The organism is Terrabacter ginsenosidimutans (assembly GCF_039539425.1).
Taxonomy (GTDB): Bacteria; Actinomycetota; Actinomycetes; order Actinomycetales; family Dermatophilaceae; genus Terrabacter; species Terrabacter ginsenosidimutans.
Genome location: NZ_BAABDC010000005.1, coordinates 93,639 through 112,465 on the forward strand (window position 1 = coordinate 93,639; position 18,827 = coordinate 112,465).

The window sequence follows — 18,827 nt, forward strand, 5'->3', positions numbered from 1 at the left end:
CGCACGCGCGTCGTCAGGAGGTCCATGCACGCCAGAGCGCGGCGTACTCCCCGTCCCGCTCGACGAGCTCGTCGTGGCTGCCGAGCTCGGCGACGCGGCCGTCGATGACGACGGCGATGCGGTCGGCGTCGTGCGCCGTGTGCAGGCGGTGCGCGATGGCGACCACGGTGCGGCCGGTGAGCAGGGCGTTCATCGAGCCCTCGAGATGACGCGCCGTGCGCGGGTCGATGAGCGAGGTCGCCTCGTCGAGGACGATCGTGTGCGGGTCGGCGAGGATGAGCCGGGCGAGTGCGATCTGCTGCGCGCGACCCGGCGTCAGCACCTGGTGGCCCGACCCGAGCTTGGTGTCGAGCCCCTCGGGCAGCCGCTCGACCCAGTCGAGGGCGTCGACGGCGCGCAGGGCCTCGCGGACCTCGTCGTCGCTCGAGCCCTCGCGCGCGAGCACGACGTTGTCGCGCACCGAGCCGATGAAGACGTGGTGCTCCTGCGTCACGAGCGCGACCTCGGTGCGCAGCGCGTCGAGCGGCAGGGACGTCAGCTCGACGCCCCCGACCGTGACGGACCCGGTGCGCGGACCGTGGATGCCCGAGAGCAGGCGCCCGAGGGTCGACTTGCCGGAGCCGCTGGGGCCCACGATGGCGAGACGCTCACCGGTGCTGAGGTCGAGGTCGATCCCGTGCAGCACGTCGTGGCCGGCGCGGTAGGCGTAGCGCAGGTCGGTTCCCACGAGCTCGGGCCCGGTCGGGCGCCTGTCGCCGGCCTCGCGGTCGGGCTCAACCGTCGCGATGCCGAGCAGGCGGGTCGTCGAGGCGATGCCGACCTGCACGCGGTCGACGGTGTGCACGAGCATGTCGAACGGGCCCCAGAGCGCCTCGGTGTAGAGGATCGCGGTCGTGATCTGTCCGAGCGACGCCCAGCCCTCGGCATACCCGATCGCTCCGAACAGGAGCACGAGCACCCGCGGCAGGCTGAAGGCGATGTCCATGACGACGAAGAGCAGGTTGCGCAGCGTCATGGTGTAGCGCTCGGCCTGTCCCGAGACCTCGATGTCGTCGTCACCGCGGCGCAGCCGGTGCCCCGAGAGCCCGAGCGCCTCGACCGTGCGGGCGCCCTCGACCGTCTCGGTGAGCGTGGTGTTGATGCGCGAGTAGGTGCCGCCCTCGGTGAGGTAGCCCTTCGGCGCGCGTGCGAGGTAGCGGCGCACCTGGAAGAGCGCCAGGCCCATGAGCACGATCGACGGGAGCGAGAGCAGCGTCGAGTTGCTCACCATCGCGACGAGCGTCAGCACGACCGTGATGCTCGCGACGATCGCCTCGGGCAGGGCCCAGCGCACGCTCTCGCTCATCGTGCCGACGTCACGGGTGACCCGCGTGACGAGGTCACCGGAGCTCGCGCTCTCGACGCGGGACAGCGGCAGCCGCAGGATCGCCCGGACGATGTACTCGCGCGCGGTGGCGAGGACGCTCTGGCCCAGCACCGTCGAGGAGAACTTCGCGGCGAGCGTGAAGGCGCTCTGGACGATGACGAGGCCGGCGACGACGAGCGCCGCGGAGTTGGCCCCCGCCAGGGCCGCGTCGACCCGGCCTGCCTGCACGTCGGCCACGGTCGAGTCGACGAGCTCGCCGAGCAGCCGCGGGACGAGCAGGCCCGCGGTCGCGGCCAGCGCGTTGGCGACGATCACGGCGACGACGAGCATCCGCTCCTGGGAGAGCAGCCCGCCGAGGAAGCGCACGACGCGGCGGTTGTCGGCGATGGGCAGGCCGGTGCGGGCGTTCATCGTGTCGGCGACGAACTCCTGCGCCCGGCGCTCACGCAGCAGGTGCCGGCGGCGCAGCGCGCTGAGGCGCTCACCCACCGAGGCGGACTCGGGCGGACGAAGCTCCTCAGGCACCGCCGGCGCCTGGGTGGCGGCGTCCCACGTGCGCGCCGACTCGGCTGCCAACTCGTCCGGCAGCAGGGAGACCCAGCCGGGGGTCGCGGTGGTCGGTGAGGTGGCGTCCGTGGCGACCGTGCTGTCGGCGCGGCTCATCGTGACTCCTCCGAGAGGTGCGAGAGGACGGACGGGTCGGCGTCGCCGCCGCGCACGACCACCGAGCGGTAGGCGGCCGAGTCCGTCAGCAGGTTGGCGTGCCGTCCCCGGGCCGTGGCGACGCCGGACTCGAGCAGGATGATCTCGTCGGCGTGGTGCAGCAGGAGCGGTGAGGCGGTCATGACGACCGTGGTGCGTCCGGCGCGGTGCTCTCCGAGGCGAGCGGCGATACGGGCCTCGGTGTGGGCGTCGACGGCGGACGTGGGCTCGACGAGGACGAGGATGTCGGGGTCGGCGGCGAGCGCGCGCATCAGCACGAGCCGCTGGCGCTGACCGCCCGAGAGTCCGCGACCGCGCTCCTCCAGCTCGCCCTGCCACCCCCCGGGCAGCGCGTCGAAGACGTCGTCGGCTGCGGCCGTGTAGAGCGCTCGCTCGGCCTGCTCGCGGGTCAGCCGACCCAGCGGGTCGACGGCGGCGCGCAGCGTCCCCGCGAACACCTGCGGTGAGGTGTCGCTGACGAGGATGTGACGGCGTACGTCATCGAGCTCGACACGCGAGAGGTCGACCCCGCCGACGGTGACTCCCCACGGCTGGCGGGCGCGCTCCTCGTCGCGGTGGGCCTGCTCCTCCCGGGCACGGGCCCGCGCCGAGCGCTCACGTCGTGCCGCCCGACCCTTCATGTCCTCGGGGATCTCGTCGCTGACGAGCGCGCCCTCCTCGCTCGGCAGGTAGCGGCCGAGGCGGTCGGCGAGCGCGGCGGAGTCGTCGGGCACCGCCGAGACGACCATCGTCAGGATGCCCGGCCGGATGCTCGCCCCGGACTCGCGGTCGACGATCTCGGCGCCGGTGTCGAGCGTGGCCGGCTCGTCCGGGTGCACCCACGGCGGGCGCTGCGAGAAGACTGCGACCGCCTTGCGCGCCGAGACGACCGAGCGGGTCCACTTCTGGGCGAACTCGACGAAGGTGCGCATCGGCTGGATGAGGAAGAGGCCGTAGCCGAGGAAGCTGACGAGCTGCCCGACGGTGAGGCGGCCCTGGGCGACCTCCCGCGTGCCGAGCCACATGAGGGCCACGACGAAGCCACCCGAGAGCAGCACGCCGACGGACTCGACGGCGGCGAGCCAGCGTCCGGCCGAGACCCCGGACTGGCGCACGCGCTGGGACTGCCCGGCGTAGTTGCCGCCGAACGTCTCCTCGCCGCCGATGCCGCGCAGGATGCGCAGGCCGCCGACGATGTCGGTCGCCATCGACGTCAGCTCGGAGTTGCGCGAGCGCTCGACCCCCTGCCAGCGCTGCATCGGGCGCAGCAGCGGCGTGCCGAGCAGCACGAGCAAGGGGGCCGACACGAGCACGAGCACACCCATGCGCACCGACGTGCTGAGCACGATGGCGGCCACGACGAGGTAGGCGGCCAGCTGCGAGATCGCGCGGGTCGTGATCTCCATGAGCGCGCCGAACTGGTCGCCGTCGCTGCCCGAGACCGAGAGCACCTCACCCGTCGGCGTGCGCCGGGTCAGCACGTGACCGAGCTGGAGCGCCTTGCGGGTGACGAGCATCGTCGTGCCGTAGAGGGCGATCAGCCACTCCCGCACGATGACCGTGTGGAAGGCGATGCCGCTCGCCGCGCCGAACACCGTCACGACAGCAAGGGCCAGCACCCACTGCGCCGTCGCCGCCGAGTCGCCCGCGACGATGCCGGTGTCGATGGCCCGACCCACCATCCAGGGCCCCACGGTCTGCGGCACCATCCAGATGAGGGCGACGAGCAGACCGGCCCAGAACAGGCTGCCGTTCTGCCGCACCATCCACCAGAGGAAGGCCCGCGGCGAGCGGGTGTCGGGCGCGTCGGCGCCGCGGTCGGTGTAGGCCCTGATCTGGGGCGGGAAGTCTCGCATGGCCTGTCCACCCTAGGCGGGCACACCGACACGACCCCACCCATTTTCGGCGCGCCACGCGCACAGCAGACCCCCGCCGGAGGTGCAGCCGCTCTAGCCGGGCGACACGGGTCCGCCCGTCCCGCTGCGCGTGCTGGGTGAGGCGCCGATGCTCGAGAGGTTGCCGTGGGCCGCGTGTGTCCGGCCCATCGGTCCTTCGGCCATGGCACGGAACAGGTTGCGCGTCAGCGTCTGAGCGAAGGTGGCGGCACGTTCGTCGATGCGCTTCCGGGCCCGCGCCCCCCTGAGTCCGGCCGTCCACGCCATGGAGCCGACCGAGAAGACACCGGCGCCGCCGGTGGTCGAGTAGTAGGTCATGTCGGAGTGCGTGTCGGACCTCTGGAACTGCGGCACGGGCGAGTGCGCAACCACCTGCACGTTTGCCGGCGTGCCCGGCAGGGGGTAGGCCCGGTCGATCTCGGTGCCGACGAGACCGGCATACCTGTCGCCTCGTCGTGCTCCCGTCCCGGCGAGGAGGAAGAAGCCGGGATCATGCACCACGAGGTCGGCCTCGGCCGGGAACGCTTCATAGAGCATGCCGGTCAGCGAGTTCTCGGGGTCGGGACGTGGCGCCTGCCGCCACTGCACCGTGGTCTCGTCGCCGTGGACGGGGTCGCCCGTCCTCGACTTGTAGCAGGTGAGGAGCCGGCCGTCGCCCGAGAAGCGGGCGCGCCAGTAGACGGCGTTGGCGCCGAGGAAGGCGAGATTCGTGCCGGCGTCCCTCGCTGCCTCGACGTGCCGGCGCATGGGCACCGTCCAGTACTCGTCGTGTCCGGGCGAGACCACGCCCCGCGCGCCGGCGAGCAGGTCAGGCTCGCGGTGCAGGTCCCACGAGGTGACGTAGGCGAGATCCAGGTCAGGGGCGTCGAGGCTCTCGGCCATGAGGATCGGTCCCTGCTCGTAGGCGAGCACGAGCGGCGCGCCGTTGCGGTCGTAGGGCCGCTCGAAGCTCACGGCGCTGGCCCGGCCGGCCTGCTTGTCGGGTCCCTTGTAGAGGGAGTAGCCGCCCCACTGGTTGTAGGCCTGGTGGGTGGCCACCGCCGAGACGAGCACGAGGCGGCCGGCCGTCGTGCGGGACCGGACCACCATCGGCACGTACCTGGCGCGCGCCCCGGCCTGCAGTCGCAGCAGGTAGCTGCCCTCGGGCCACCCCGTCGTGCGGATGCGCAACGACTCCGGCCAGTCGCAGCGCACCGTGTGCAACGCATCGGTGCGCGGACCCGGCTGTCTGGTCACCGCGACCTTGCCGGATACCCAGACCTCACGGGCTCCGCTGCCGCCGTAGTGGCCGAGCCGATAGGCCCGAACCGTCACGGCGCCCAGCTCCGAGCTGAGGTGCAGCCCGAAGGGCTCGCCCGACAGCACGCTGTCCGTGTCGGTGTAGCCGGCGAGCTCGGTCTCCGAGGCGAGGTGAGCCTTGTCGATCCGCCACGCCGTGGTGCCCGGGTGCCTGTTCTCGGCGCGCACCCAGCCGGGGCCGCCGGACGTCGACCCGGTGGTCGCAGACGGGTCGGGGACGGACTGCGTGGACGTCGACGGCGTGGCGGGCGACGTCCTCGTGGACGCCACCGGTGACGGCTGCGTCGAGCCACCGGTGCACGCCCCCAGCGCCAGCGCCCCTGCACCCGTCAGGAGGGCTCGCCTCGACAGCCGCCACGCTTCGCTCGTCTCCCCCATGACCCGAGAGCCTAGGAGGGGTCTCTGAGCGCAGCCCGCACGCGCTCAGTGAGCTCCTGCCGCCCGGGCCAACGCGGCGAGGGCCTGGGTGAAGCACTGCTCGGGCGGCGTCACGAGGCCGGCCCCGACCTGTCCGGTGCCCGCGACCCGTCCGGCCATGCCGGTGTTGATCTGGGGCAGGATGCCGGTGCGCGCGACTGCGGCGACGTCGATGCCGGTGGGCGTTCCCCGGAACTCGAGGATGGGCACCTGGTAGGCCGTGTGCTCCCCCACCGTGATCTCGTACATCGTCTGCGTGGCGCGCAGCGCGAACGGCACGTCACCGCCGACGAACTTCACGATCGCCGGTGCAGCCGCCATCGCGAAGCCACCGATGCCGGCCGTCTCGGTGATCGCCGAGTCGCCGATGTCGGGGTTCGCGTCGTCCGGTCCGTAGGAGCCGAGGAAGAGACCCTCGGGGGTGTTGGCCGGCCCGGTGAACCACTCGTCGCCCGTGCCCGACACGCGGATGCCGAAGTCGGTGCCGTTGCGGGCCATGGTCGTGACCACTGACGATCCCGGGATGCCATGCGCGGCAAGGGTGCTCAGCTTGCACGCCGGCATGCCGAGGTTGAGGAAGAAGTGCTCGTTGGCCCCCGAGAACCGCACGGCCTCAGCGATGTCGCTCGACGGTGCGTCTGCCGTGATCATCGTCGGCAGCAGCTCGCGGAGCAGCATGAGCGAGCCGGCGCGGTTGCGGTTGTGCCCCTCGTCGCCCATCTGGAGCATCTGGGCGATGATCGTCTTGACGTCGATCGAGCCCTGCTCGACGCGGGCCCGGACGGCCTGCTGGAGGATCGGCCCGAGGATCGTGTTCATCCACCGCAGCCGGTCGATGACCTCGGGACCGTAGGCGCCGTAGCGAAGCACCTTCCCGAGCCCCTCGTTGAGCGAGCACCACGACGTGTTGTCGTGCACCTCGTCGCGCAGCTCGTAGACCCACATCGAGGGGCTGATGACGCCCGCCATCGGGCCGACGGCGTCGCGGTGGTGGCACGGCTCCAGCGTGATGCCGTCGCCACGCTCGAGCTTCGCCTCCGCCTCCTCGGCGGTGTCGGCGAGGCCCTCGAAGAGCATCGCGCCGATCAGCGCACCCTTGAGCGGCCCTGAGGCGCGGGCGAACTCGATCGGCGGCCCGGCGTGCAGGAAGGTGCCCCGCTCGAGTCCCAGTGCCTCGTGGGCCGGGCGCACGTCGACGAGGTCGGCGCCGGAAGCGGTCATCCGGCGCAGCGCCTCGGCGTTGGCGGCGTCCCGGCGCGCGTCGGCGAGGACCTGACGGAGGTCCCCGGCCGTGCCCGGCATCGGCGGCTGCCAGGCGGCCTCGGTCACCGAGACCGCTTGCGCCCGAAGGGCGTCCGAGAAGAGCGAGACACCTGCTGCCGCGACCGAGATGTCCCTTTCGAGCAGTCCGCGCAGTGGCTCGGCACCAGCGTCGCCGCCGTCCCGCGGCTCGCTCGCGTATGCCGTGCCGCCCGTCGGGCGCACGGGTGCTGCCACGTCGTGGCCGAGCAGGCGCAGGGCCTCGCGCGTCGCCTCGGCGTTGGAGAGCTGGACGTGGGCACCCGCCTGGACGAGCAGGCCGGCGCTGGGCTGCAGACCCTGGGGGTCACCCGCCGAACCCGTCAGCGACACGACGACGTCGAGGTGGCGCCCGTCGGCGGCTGCGGTCGCGAGCGCCGCGCGGATGGCCGCAGCCAGCTCGGGAGCCGGGTCGGCGTGCGCGCCGTGACCGAGCACGAGGTCGAGCAGCAGGACGCCGCAGCTCGGGTCGGCGGCCTCCACCGCGATCCGCTCGAGACGCAGCGACGGGTCGATCATCGGGTGGGCGCGGCCCTGCGTCATGGCGTCGTCGCCGAAGTCGATGACGACGTGCCCGGCGTCGCGCAGGTCGGGGCCCAGCGCAAGCTCGGGGCGCAACGGGATGTTGGACCGGATGTCACCGACGACCTCACCGGCCACGAGCATCGCCTCGTCGGCGAGCGTGCCGCCGCAGAAGAGGCCGCGCAGCGAGCTCCCCTGCGCCGCAGCGCCTCTGGCAGCAGCGCCTCTGGCAGCAGGCTCGAGCTCGGACGACTCCTCGGCGGAGCTGCCCGGGCCCCAGGACGGCCAGTGCTCCGGCACCGGCTGACCGGTGGCGGCCAGGGCCGACTCGACCGCCGCCGTCAGGTCGGGACGGCCCGCCCCCAGCGTGGCCCAGTGGACCGGCTTGCCGAGCGAGGCGGCATACGACTCCAGGTCGGCGAGCACCTCTGCTGCCGGGGGCTTGGAGACGACGATGATCGAGGTCGTCTCCGGGTCCGCCGCGAGTGCGGCGAGCGCCTGCTTGGTCGAGCGGGCGGCGACGGCGGACGACAGGTCGCGGCCGCCGACCCCGAGGCAGTGGCTGATCCCGACGCCGGCGGCGTCGAGCAGGCACATGACCTGCTGCGCCCCGGTGCCCGACGCTGCGACGAGGCCGACCGAGCCGACCTGCACGACGTTGGCGAAGCCCAGCGCGACACCGCCGACCACCGCGGTCCCGCAGTCGGGTCCCATGACGAGCACGTCGGCGTCGGCGGCGGCATCCTTGAGGCGGACCTCGTCCTCGACCGGGACGTTGTCGGAGAAGACCATGACCGACACCCCGGCCCGGACGGCGTCGAGCGCCTCTGCGACGGCGTGCTCGCCGGGGACCGACACGAGCGCCAGGTCGGCACCTGAGAGGCGGATCGCGCCGCCGAGGGTCCGGGCGGCGGGCGCCTCGCCCAGGCCGCCGGAACCGCCTGCAGCAGAATGGCTCTGGGTGAGTGCGGTTTCCAGCGCCGCCTGACCGGCCGCGACACCGGCCTCGTCGCCGCGGATCGCGACCACGAGGTCGTTGGGCGACGACGGGGGCACCTCGAAACCCATGCTGCGGATCACGTCGAGGTTCAGCTCGGTCGCCATCGCGACCTGGGCGGCCTCGACCCCGGGGGCGGCGGCGACGGTCCGCGACACCTGCATCAGGGTCACGGAGTCGAGGTAGGCGCCGGTTCTCAGCTCGACGTGGTCAGCCACGGTGGGCTCCTTCGTGGGATGTGGGTCGGGGGACGGACGGATGGGCGTCGACGGCACGCAGGGCACCGCTGACGCCGGACAGCAGGTCGCGACCGGAGGAGTGCCCGATGGCGAGCACCCGGTCGACGAGGTCGAGGAGGTCGCTCGGGGCGCCAGACGGCCCGACGGGCCCGGCGACGAGGGTCACGAGGCGCGCGACGTCCGGGACGGCATACCCCGTCCCGGCGGCGACGAGCAGGGCCGCGGACAGGCTCGTCGTCCGCGGCAGCACGCCCCGCACGGCGGTGCGGACCGACGACAGCGCGCTGCGGGACTCGGGCCGGTCGACGGCGGCGAGGGTGAGCAGGACGCCGCACAAGGCGTCGTCGCCGCTCGGGGTCAGGCCGCGCCCGACACCGATGAGGCCACGGACGCCCGGTTCGACCGACCAACCGGCGAGCGCCGCGGCCGTCAGGTCGTGGGCGAGGTCACCCAGCACCCCGGGCTCGGGGAGCGCGTCAGCGCCGACACACCCGCGCGGCGCCGGACGCACTCGCGCCGGTCGCAGCAACCGGGCGGCGACCACGTCGGCCCGCGGCAGGCGGACGCGCCCCTCCCCGACGACGACGCGGTCGCCCGGCTCGACGCCCCAGCGGACCTCGGTCGACGGCAGGGCGAGCCGCACGCCGATGGGCAGGGCGACCGCGTCGGAGGCGAGCACGGCGAGGACGCGTTCGTGCGCGCCGAGGTCGAGGTAGAGGCACGTCGGGAAGGCGGCGAGCACCCGGCAGCGCCGGAGCCCACCGGCCACCTCAGCGGCGACGAGCGGCGACACGGCGCCCGGCAGCAGCATCAGGTCGAGACCGTCGCCCATCCGCACCTCCGCTGTGTCACCGCGACCTCAGACGCGGACCGTTGCGGTGACGCTACCGACGCTGGGTATGGTGCGCTCATGGTGAAAGTTGCCAACGATCCGCCTCTCCCCGAGGGTGACTTGCCAGCCGCGGGGCGCGTCGTCGACCCCGAGCCCGAGGTGTCCGGCATCTCGCTGCGGCTGATCGCGGGACTGGCCGCCACCGCCCACGGCGTCGTCCGCGCCGACGCCCGTCGCCTCGACGTCAGCGTCGACAGCACGACGCAGCTCCGGTCGGCCCTGCGCGACGCGGCCGGCGGGGCTCGGCTGACCCACCGGCTCGTGCTCGCCGACGCGGCGGCGCTGGCGGACCAGGACGGCGACGCTGCCACCCTGCGCGAGGTCGTGGCTGCCCTCGACGCCGCGGGCGCCGCCGGGCTCGTCGTGTCGGGGACGAGCGGCACCGTGCTGGCAGCCCTCGTGGCCGCGGCGGAGTCGACCGGTCTCCCCCTCATCGACGTGCCGCTCGACCACATCGCCACCTTCACCACCGAGGTGCTGAGCGCCATCCTCGAGCACCAGACCGCCATCCTGCGCAGGCTCGAGGACGCCGACCGCGCGCTCGTGCAGATCGTCCTCGCCGGCGGTTCGCTCGACGACCTCTGCGAGCAGGTCGTCGGCTTCCTCGACGGCGCCGCGATGGTGACGACGACCGACGGACGCGTCATCGCCCGAGCCGGGTCGCAGCGCGAGCTCGACCACGCGCTGTCGCTCGAGTGCTTCGACCGCACCGGCCGGCTGCTCACCGAGGCCGAGCCGATGGGCCCGCGGCCCGACGGCCCCACGGCCAACCGCTCCGCCGTGCGCATCGTGGCGGGGCACCTGGACCACGGCGTGCTCATGGCCTTCTGCAGCCACCGGCACCTGACCGTCGACGACGTGCGCCTGCTCGAGCGCGCGGCGACCGTCGCGGCCCTCGCCATCACCAAGGACCAGGCCGTCTCGGCCGTCGAGAGCAAGTACCGCGCCGAGTTCCTCCGCGACGCCCTGGCCGGACGCGCCGGCTCCCCCGTCGACGCCGTCGCCCACGCGAGCTCGCTCGGCTGGGACATCGACCGGCCCATGGTCGTCGTCGTGGCCGAGACCGACGAGGACGACGACCGCTCCAGCCGGGACGCCGACGAGGTTCGCTTCCTCCAGCAGCGGTTCGCCCGCGCGTGGACGCACGCCGTGGCCGTGCGCGACTCCCGTTCTCCCGTCATGGGATTCAGCCGGGAGGTCGTCGCGCTGATCGGTGTCCCGGCGGAGGCCGAGACCGACCAGGTGATGCGGATCGTCGGCGAGTACGTCCGCGTCGTGCGCGGCGACGGCGGCGGTGGCCGCAGGTCGTTCTCGGCCGGGGTGTCGCGGCCGATCAGGTCCGTCGCCGGCCTGCCCCACGCCTACGACGAGGCCCTCTCGGCGGTCACGGTCGGCCGCCAGATGCACGGCGACGGCGCCCTGACCCACGTCGACGGCCTCGGCATCTACCGCCTGCTGGCCCTCATCCCCGACGGCGCGGACCTTCGCCGCTTCGTCACCGAGTCGCTGCGCGAGCTCGCCACCGACGACTCTCCCGAGTACGCCGGCCTGCGCCAGACCCTGAGCATCCTCATCGACACGAACATGAACGTCGCCGAGACCGCGCGCCTTCTCTTCTTCCACTACAACACGCTGCGCTACCGCATCGGCAAGCTCGAGAAGATCCTCGGCCCCTTCACGACCGACCCCGACCTGCGCCTGACGCTCGCCCTCGCGCTCAAGATCCACCAGATGCGCGGCATCTGACCTGTTCGCCCAGCGATCGCGTATGCCGTGTCGCCCAGTTCGTGGAACATCGCACCCCCTCACGGGGGTAGTCACCTTCCACAGACCTCCGCCCCTGTGGAGGGTCGGCGCCGACAAGAACCTGATCCGACGACGATCCGGGGATGGATGCGCTCCTCCGAGCCAGGGCCGCCGGTCAGTCCGGCCTGCTGAGCCGCGCCCAGGCGCTCGCGGGCGGCCTCACCCCGAAGGCAGTCCAGTGGCGGCTCAGCCGCGGCAGGTGGCAGGTCGTGCACCCGGGCGTCTACCAGACGATGCCGGGCAGGGATGGTTGGGAGACCCAAGCGGTGGCAGCCCTGCTGCATGCAGGGGACGGGTCATCGTTGTGCGGGATCAGCGCCGCCTACGCGTGGGGCCTCGTCCGGCAGGCTCCCGACGCGATCCACGTCGTCGTGCCGGCCGCGCGTCGAGTCCGGCCCGTGAGCGGCGTCGTCGTGGTCCGCAGTCGACACGCCTCCGAGCGGGTCGACCCCCTCGCTTGGCCACACCGCACGACGGTCGAGCACACGGTGCTCGACCTCGGGGCGAGTCGCGGCTCCGACCGCGCGGTCGCCCTTGCGGCGAAAGCCATCGGACTCGAGCTGACGACCTCAGAAAGGCTTCGGCATGCCGTGCTGCAGCGACCGCGACAGCGTGACAGGAGCCTCCTCCTCGAAGTCCTCACCGATGTGGCCGACGGGTGCGAGAGCCCGGCCGAGCGACGTTACGTCCAGGACGTGGAGCGAGCCCACGGCCTTCCCCGCGGCCGCCACCAGACGCCCTACGGACGAGCCGGCCGGCGCGACGTCGAGTACGAGTGGGGCATCGTCGTGGAGATCGACGGGAGGCTGGGGCACTCGACGTGGGCCGAGGTGCAGCGTGACGGTCGGCGCGACCGGCGAAGCCTGGCCTCGGGACGCGTCACCCTCAGGTGCTACTGGACTGACCTCGTGCCGACCGCCTGCATGCTCGCCGGCGAAGTTGCCCACGTGCTCTGTGACCGCGGCTGGCACGGCCGTCCGCGGTCGTGCGGGCCCGCCTGCACCATCGACGAGCGCTCGCCCATGTGGAACAACACACCCCGCTGACGGGGTTCGACCTTCCACGCCGGGACCGCTGGGACCCGCCGGGAGGGACCACACGGCATACGTCATGACATGCCAGAGGGGCTCCGTCGGCGTGTATCAACGTTTGACGAACGCAATCCCCTGAGGTGGGAGTAGTTTTCGGCCATCCCGGAGTGGGACGTGACCCACATCACCGAATGTGGCAACCATAGGAGTCGGAATGGCTTTGGGCTTGGGCTGGAAACTGCACGGGGACGGCAAGACGATGGGCCCCGACGACGTCGTGGCCCCTGACGAACGGCTGTCGTGGGGCAAGACGGTCGGACTGGGTGCGCAGCACGTCGTCGCGATGTTCGGGGCGACCTTCGTCTTCCCGCTGGTCATGGGTCTCAACCCCCAGCTCGCGATCATGATGAGCGGGATCGCGACGATCTGCTTCCTGCTCATCGTCAACGGGAAGGTCCCGAGCTACCTCGGCACGTCGGCGAGCTTCGTCGGTGCCGTGGCCGCCATCCGGGCCCAGGGGGGCACGTCCCAGGAGGTGACGGGCGCGATCCTCGTCGCCGGCGTCGTGCTCGCGCTCGTCGGTGTGGCGATCCACTTCGCCGGGTCCGCGGTGCTGCACAAGGTGCTCCCGCCGGTCGTGACGGGCGCGGTCGTCATGCTCATCGGCTTCAACCTCGCGCCGGTCGTCGCCAGCATCTACTGGCCGCAGGACCAGTGGGTGGCGCTGCTCGTCATGACCTTCACGATCATCTGCGCGGTCGCCTTCAAGGGCTTCGCCTCGCGCATCGCGGTCTTCCTCGCGCTGGTCTTCGGCTACATCATCTCGTGGCTCTTCGACAAGATGTTCGGACAGATCACCTCCTTCGACGCCGGTGCCGGCAAGGTCACGACGCACTTCCGCACGAACTTCGACAACCTCGCGGCCCAGCCCTGGTTCGGCCTGCCGCCGTCGACCGGCACGATCGGCCCTGACGGCAAGGCCATGGTCGGCATCCACGCGCCATCGTTCTCGGTCGCCGCGATCCTGCTCGTCCTCCCGGCGGTCATCGCGCTCATCGCGGAGAACACCGGTCACGTCAAGGCCGTCGCCGAGATGACGAAGGCGGACCTCGACCCCTACATGGGTCGCGCCATCGCGGCCGACGGCATCGGCACGGTCATCGCGAGCTCGGTCGGCGGCTCGCCGACGACGACGTACGCCGAGAACATCGGCGTCATGGCGGCCACCCGCGTCTACTCGACGGCTGCCTACTACGTCGCCGCGATCGTCGCGATCGTCTTCGGACTCTCGCCGAAGTTCGGGGCGCTCGTCGCCTCGGTGCCCGGAGGGGTGCTCGGCGGCATCACCGTCGTGCTCTACGGCATGATCGGCCTGCTCGGCGCGAAGATCTGGAAGGAGAACGGGGTCGACTTCGGCAACCCGATCAACCTCGTGCCCATCGCGGCCGGCATCGTCATCGGCATCGGCGGCGTGTCGCTCGTCTTCACCTCGGACTTCACGCTCGGCGGCATCGCGCTCGGCACGATCGTGGCCGTCGTCGCCTACCACGTCGCCCGCGCCGTCGCCCCGGCCGACCTGCGTGAGCGGGCCGACGCCGCGCGGGGCACGATGATCTCGCTCGGCGAACGGGAAGGGGACTACGGCGACGCCGACGGCATCGACGACCTCTACCAGGACCGACCGGGCGGACCGGACCTGCGCCGCCGCTGACGCCACACGCACCACCGGCCCGTGGGCCTCCGATCTCGCATCGGGGGCCCACGGCCGTTCACGGCAGAAGTTGCCAAAAGCCCACGTGCAGCCATGCACGACGATCACTAGTCCCCACCGGGGGTCGGAAGGCAGGATCGGTTCGGTGAAGCCCGCCCCCTTCGAGCACCACGCACCGCTCACCGTCGAGCAGGCCGTCTCCGTCCTCACCGAGGTCGGTCACGACGGCAAGGTCCTCGCGGGCGGCCAGAGCCTCATCCCCATCCTCAACATGCGGCTGGCCTCGCCGGCCCACCTCGTCGACATCAACCGCGTCGCCGGTCTCGACACCGTCGAGGTGACGCCCGCGGCCGTCCGCGTCGGTGCCCTCGTGCGCCACGCCGCTCTCGAGCGCTCCGAGAGTGCGTATGCCGTGCTCCCCCTCCTCCGCCAGGCCCTCGTCAACGTCGCCCACCCTGCGATCCGCAACCGCGGCACCACCGTCGGCTCCATCGCGCACGCCGACGCGGCCGGTGAGATGCCGGCGATCCTCGCCCTGACCGACGGGGTCGTCGAGGTCGCGGGACCGTCCGGATCGCGTGAGATCGCCTGGTCCGACTTCTTCCTCGGCGCTCTCGAGACCTCGCTCGCGGCTGAGGAGCTCGCTGTGGCGGTGCGTTTCGGGCGTTTCCCCGCCGGCACCGGCACGGCCTTCACCGAGGCGGCCCGTCGCCACGGTGACTACGCGATGGCCGGTGTCGGCGTCGCCGTCACCGTCGCCGACGGCGTCGTGTCCGCGGCCCGCGCCTCGTTCGTGTCCGTCACCGACGTGCCGACCGTCCTCGACCTCGCGCCGGCCCTGGGAGGCGTCGAGCCGGGCACGGCCGCCTGGGACGCCGCCGTCGACGTGGCCGCCGAGGCCGTGCGCGAGCACGTCGCGCCCGAGGGCGACATCCACGCGAGCGCCGACTACCGCCGCATGCTCGTCACGGAGCTGACCCGCCGAACCCTCCCCCAGGCCGCCGACCGCGCAGGAGCCACCGATGACTGAGACGACCAGCGAGACCCTCCACGACGTGACGGTCACGGTCAACGGGGTGCGCCGTTCCGCCGCCGTCCCCGCCCGCCGGCTGCTCTCGGACTTCCTCCGCCACGACCTCGAGCTCACCGGCACCCACGTCGGGTGCGAGCACGGCGTGTGCGGCGCCTGCACCGTCCTCGTCGACGGCGCGCCGATGCGCTCGTGCCTGATGTTCGCCGTCACCGCGCAGGACCATGCCATCACGACGGTCGAGGGCCTGTGCTCGGCCCCCGACGCCCGGGTGGCCCCCACCGGTGAGTCGATGAACCCGGTCCAGCAGGCCTTCGCCGAGTGCCACGGGCTGCAGTGCGGCTTCTGCACCCCGGGCTTCCTCACCACCGTGACGGCCTACCTCGAGGAGAACCCGTCCCCGACGAGCGAGCAGGCGCGAGAGGCGATCTCGGGCAACCTGTGCCGCTGCACCGGCTACCAGAACATCGTCAAGAGCGTCCTGCGCGCCGCCGAGATCAGGTCCGAGCGTGCGGGCGGGCCGACGGCCGAGGAGCAGGCATGACGACCCAGATGTTCGGGGCGCCGATCAAGCGCAAGGAGGACCCGCGCCTCGTCACCGGTGGCGGCCGCTACCTCGACGACCTCGGTCACGACGCCCTCGCCGCAGCGTTCGTCCGCAGCCCGCACGCGCACGCCCGCATCGTCGACATCGACGCGTCCGACGCGGTCGACGTCGAGGGCGTCGTCGGCATCTACGTCCACGAGGACCTGCCGGGCAGGGTCGCCGAGCCGCTGCCGCTGCTCATCCCGCACCCGACGCTGACCCACGGCCGCACCGGCTACGCCCTGGCCAAGGACGAGGTCAACCACGTCGGTGAGCCCGTCGTCATGGTCGTCGCGACCGACCGCTACGTCGCCGAGGACGCCTGCCAGCGGATCCGCGTCACCTACGACCAGCTTCCCGTCGTCGTCGGCATCGAGACCGCCCGGGACGGCGAGCAGCTCGTCCACGACGACGTGCCCGGCAACGTCGCGGCCCACATGCTCCAGGAGGTCGGTGACGTCGACGCCGCGATGGCCGCCGCGCCGCACACCCTGACGCTCGACCTCGACATCGAGCGCAGCGCCTGCATGCCGATGGAGGGCCGGGGCGTCTACGCGCGCTGGGACCGCGACCGCGGCGAGCTGCGGATGTACTCCTCGACCCAGACCTCGACCGGCGTGCGCGCTGCCGTCGCCGCCAAGCTCGACCTCCCCCTGGCGAAGGTCGAGTGCATCGCCCCCGACGTGGGCGGCGGCTTCGGCGTCAAGATCGTCCACCCGTGGCCCGAGGAGGTCCTCGTGCCGTGGGCGGCCATGCTCGTCGGCCGCCCGGTCAAGTGGGCCGAGGACCGACGCGAGCACTTCATCAGCGCCGCGCACGAGCGGGGTCAGCTGCAGCAGGTCACGGTCGGCTTCGACGACGACGGCCACCTGCTCGCGCTCGACGTGAAGCTCTGGCACGACAACGGCGCCTACACCCCCTACGGGATCATCGTCCCGATCATCACCTCGACCCAGCTGCTCGGCCCCTACAAGCCGGGCACGTACCGGTGCGAGTTCTGGTCGCTCTACACCAACACCGTCCTCGTGACGCCGTACCGTGGCGCTGGGCGCCCGCAGGGCTGCTTCGCGATGGAGCGCACGATGGACGCCATCGCCGACGAGCTGGGCCTGGACCGCACCGAGGTGCGCTCGCGCAACTTCATCCTCCCGAGCGAGATGCCGTGGGACCACGGCCTGCTCTTCCAGGACGGCCGCCCGCTCAAGTACGACTCCGGCGACTTCCCGGCGAGCCTGGCCAAGCTCAAGCAGCTCGTCGGCTGGGACGACTTCGCCGACTACCGTCGCCAGGCCGAGGCCGAGGGACGCAAGGTCGGGCTCGGAATCGGCTGCTATGTCGAAGGAACCGGCGTCGGCCCCTACGAGGGCGGCCACATCCAGGTCGAGACGAGTGGCCGGGTCAACGTCGCCACAGGCCTGACCTCGCAGGGCCAGGGACACGAGACCGTCTTCGCCCAGATCGTCGCGCAGGAGCTCGGCGTCCGCATGGAGGACGTCTTCGTCACGACCGGCGACACCCGCAAGATGCCGTATGCCGTGGGCACCTTCGCGTCCCGAGCCGCGGTCATGAGCGGCAGCGCCATCGCCCTCGGCGCCCGCCAGGTGCGCGAGAAGGCGCTGCGCATCGCCGCCGACGCGCTCGAGGTGTCGCCCGACGACCTCGAGATCGTCGACGGCACGGTGCGCGTCAAGGGCGCCCCCACGACGTCCATGAGTCTGGGCACCGTGTCGGTGCTGTCGAACCCCCTGCGGTACGCGTTCGACGAGGCGGCAAAGGCCGCAACGCAGTTCGCCGGGACCTTCGACCCCGACAAGCCTCCGGTCGCCGAGGGCGAGGAGCCGGGTCTCGAGGGCAAGGGCTTCTACTCCCCCACCCAGGCGACCTTCGCCAACGGCATGCACGCGGCCGTCGTCGAGACCGACCCGGTCACGGCCGAGATCAAGATCCTGCGCTACTGCGTGATCCACGACTGCGGCACGATGATCAACCCGATGATCGTCGAGGGCCAGGTCCACGGCGGCGTCGCGCAGGGCGTCGGCGGCGCGCTCTACGAGCGGATGGCCTACGACGAGTCCGGTCAACTGCTCAACGCGAGCTTCATGGACTTCCTCATGCCCTACGCGTCCGAGGTGCCGACCATCGAGGCCGACCACCTCGAGACACCGTCCCCGCTGAACCCGTTGGGCATCAAGGGCGCCGGCGAGGCGGGCTGCATCCCCGTGTCGGCCGTCATCGCCTCGGCCATCGAGGACGCCGAAGGCTTCCCGATCACCCGGATGCCGATCTCGCCCAACGACCTCTGGGACCTGCGCCGCCGCCACGCCGACGGCGAGATCCCCTCCCTGCACCGCCTCTCACGCACGTCATCGAAGGAGCCGACCGCATGAAGATCACCGGATCCGCCACGCTCGCGGCCGACCCGCAGCAGGTGTGGGACGCCTTCCACGACCCGGCCGTGCTCGCGCGGTGCCTGCCGGGCTGCGAGCGCCTCACCGAGCTCGGGCCCGACCACTACGCAATGACCGTCACGGCGGGCGTCGCCGCGATCAAGGGCACCTACGACGGGGAGGTGTCGCTGCGCGACCCGCAGCACCCCGGGTCGTTCACCATGAAGGCCTCGGGTGCGGGCGCGCCGGGCACCGTCGACGCCGACGTCGTCGTGCGGCTCGCGCCGTCGACCGCCGGTGGCACTGACCTCACCTACGACGCCGACGCCTCGGTCGGCGGAGTCATCGGCGGAGTCGGACAGCGCATGCTCGCCGGCGTCACCAAGAAGATGGCCGGCCAGTTCTTCTCGGCCGTCGACGCCGACATCTCCGGCGTCCGCGTCCCCACCCCGGGCGCTCCCGCAGCCGTCGCGCCGACGGCAGCACCCGGCATACCCGGTGGGGCGCCTGCGCCCGTGTCGTATGCCGGACGGCCGGCTCCCGCAGCGCCGTTCGCCGGGCGCGACTACGCCCTCGGCGTCGTCACCGGCGGCGTGGTCGCCCTCGTCGGCGTCGTCGTCGGCTGGGCCATCGGACGGAGGAGCTGAC

12 protein-coding genes are annotated in these 18,827 nt (G+C 72.4%); 7 read left to right on the top strand and 5 right to left on the bottom strand.

The features are described from left to right. Positions 1-13: 13 nt before the first annotated feature. From ABD831_RS15520 to ABD831_RS15540, 5 genes are all read right to left on the bottom strand, one after another. Complete coding sequence (locus ABD831_RS15520; RefSeq protein ID WP_344948516.1) at positions 14-2,029, bottom strand: ABC transporter ATP-binding protein; 2,016 nt, start codon at positions 2,027-2,029, stop codon at positions 14-16. Next, positions 2,026-3,924: an ABC transporter transmembrane domain-containing protein gene (locus tag ABD831_RS15525; protein WP_344948518.1), complete on the bottom strand. Its 1,899-nt coding sequence runs from the start codon at positions 3,922-3,924 to the stop codon at positions 2,026-2,028. The genes ABD831_RS15520 and ABD831_RS15525 overlap by 4 nt, the downstream gene beginning before the upstream one ends. A 93-nt stretch (positions 3,925-4,017) precedes the next feature. Beyond that, positions 4,018-5,640 (bottom strand): N,N-dimethylformamidase beta subunit family domain-containing protein, encoded by a 1,623-nt coding sequence (locus ABD831_RS15530; RefSeq protein WP_344948520.1) that lies wholly within the window; start codon positions 5,638-5,640, stop codon positions 4,018-4,020. 45 nt (positions 5,641-5,685) lie between these two features. After that, positions 5,686-8,715: a bifunctional FdrA/YlbE family protein gene (locus ABD831_RS15535; RefSeq protein WP_344948523.1), complete on the bottom strand. Its 3,030-nt coding sequence runs from the start codon at positions 8,713-8,715 to the stop codon at positions 5,686-5,688. Continuing rightward, on the bottom strand, positions 8,708-9,568 hold the full coding sequence (locus tag ABD831_RS15540) for an oxamate carbamoyltransferase subunit AllH family protein (RefSeq protein ID WP_344948525.1): 861 nt from the start codon (positions 9,566-9,568) through the stop codon (positions 8,708-8,710). Before ABD831_RS15540 ends, ABD831_RS15535 begins: the two co-directional genes overlap by 8 nt. A 78-nt stretch (positions 9,569-9,646) precedes the next feature. Between ABD831_RS15540 and ABD831_RS15545 the strand changes: the two genes are divergently transcribed. The 7 genes from ABD831_RS15545 (at position 9,647) to ABD831_RS15575 (ending at position 18,826) form a co-directional block, all read left to right on the top strand. Beyond that, positions 9,647-11,374 (top strand): helix-turn-helix domain-containing protein, encoded by a 1,728-nt coding sequence (locus ABD831_RS15545; protein WP_344948528.1) that lies wholly within the window; start codon positions 9,647-9,649, stop codon positions 11,372-11,374. A gap of 143 nt (positions 11,375-11,517) precedes the next feature. Further along, on the top strand, positions 11,518-12,480 hold the full coding sequence (locus ABD831_RS15550) for a type IV toxin-antitoxin system AbiEi family antitoxin domain-containing protein (protein WP_344948531.1): 963 nt from the start codon (positions 11,518-11,520) through the stop codon (positions 12,478-12,480). A 199-nt stretch (positions 12,481-12,679) separates the two neighbouring features. Then, complete coding sequence (locus ABD831_RS15555) at positions 12,680-14,176, top strand: uracil-xanthine permease family protein (RefSeq protein WP_344948534.1); 1,497 nt, start codon at positions 12,680-12,682, stop codon at positions 14,174-14,176. A 145-nt stretch (positions 14,177-14,321) separates the two neighbouring features. After that, positions 14,322-15,206 (top strand): FAD binding domain-containing protein, encoded by an 885-nt coding sequence (locus ABD831_RS15560; RefSeq protein ID WP_344948537.1) that lies wholly within the window; start codon positions 14,322-14,324, stop codon positions 15,204-15,206. Further along, a complete protein-coding gene (locus ABD831_RS15565; protein WP_142178671.1) occupies positions 15,199-15,750 on the top strand; it encodes a 2Fe-2S iron-sulfur cluster-binding protein in 552 nt (183 codons plus the stop codon). The genes ABD831_RS15560 and ABD831_RS15565 overlap by 8 nt, the downstream gene beginning before the upstream one ends. After that, entirely contained in the window at positions 15,747-18,179 is a 2,433-nt protein-coding gene (cutA, locus tag ABD831_RS15570) for an aerobic carbon-monoxide dehydrogenase large subunit (RefSeq protein ID WP_344948543.1), read from the top strand. Before ABD831_RS15565 ends, cutA begins: the two co-directional genes overlap by 4 nt. Next, positions 18,176-18,826 (top strand): SRPBCC family protein, encoded by a 651-nt coding sequence (locus ABD831_RS15575; protein ID WP_344948546.1) that lies wholly within the window; start codon positions 18,176-18,178, stop codon positions 18,824-18,826. The genes cutA and ABD831_RS15575 overlap by 4 nt, the downstream gene beginning before the upstream one ends. Position 18,827: the final 1 nt, after the last annotated feature.

Coding starts and splice junctions, on each gene's coding strand:
- ABD831_RS15520 (WP_344948516.1), bottom strand. CDS start 2,029: ATGAGCCGCGCCGACAGCACGGTCGCCACGGACGCCACCTCACCGACC.
- ABD831_RS15525 (WP_344948518.1), bottom strand. CDS start 3,924: ATGCGAGACTTCCCGCCCCAGATCAGGGCCTACACCGACCGCGGCGCC.
- ABD831_RS15530 (WP_344948520.1), bottom strand. CDS start 5,640: ATGGGGGAGACGAGCGAAGCGTGGCGGCTGTCGAGGCGAGCCCTCCTG.
- ABD831_RS15540 (WP_344948525.1), bottom strand. CDS start 9,568: ATGGGCGACGGTCTCGACCTGATGCTGCTGCCGGGCGCCGTGTCGCCG.
- ABD831_RS15545 (WP_344948528.1), top strand. CDS start 9,647: ATGGTGAAAGTTGCCAACGATCCGCCTCTCCCCGAGGGTGACTTGCCA.
- ABD831_RS15550 (WP_344948531.1), top strand. CDS start 11,518: ATGGATGCGCTCCTCCGAGCCAGGGCCGCCGGTCAGTCCGGCCTGCTG.
- ABD831_RS15555 (WP_344948534.1), top strand. CDS start 12,680: ATGGCTTTGGGCTTGGGCTGGAAACTGCACGGGGACGGCAAGACGATG.
- ABD831_RS15565 (WP_142178671.1), top strand. CDS start 15,199: ATGACTGAGACGACCAGCGAGACCCTCCACGACGTGACGGTCACGGTC.
- cutA (WP_344948543.1), top strand. CDS start 15,747: ATGACGACCCAGATGTTCGGGGCGCCGATCAAGCGCAAGGAGGACCCG.
- ABD831_RS15575 (WP_344948546.1), top strand. CDS start 18,176: ATGAAGATCACCGGATCCGCCACGCTCGCGGCCGACCCGCAGCAGGTG.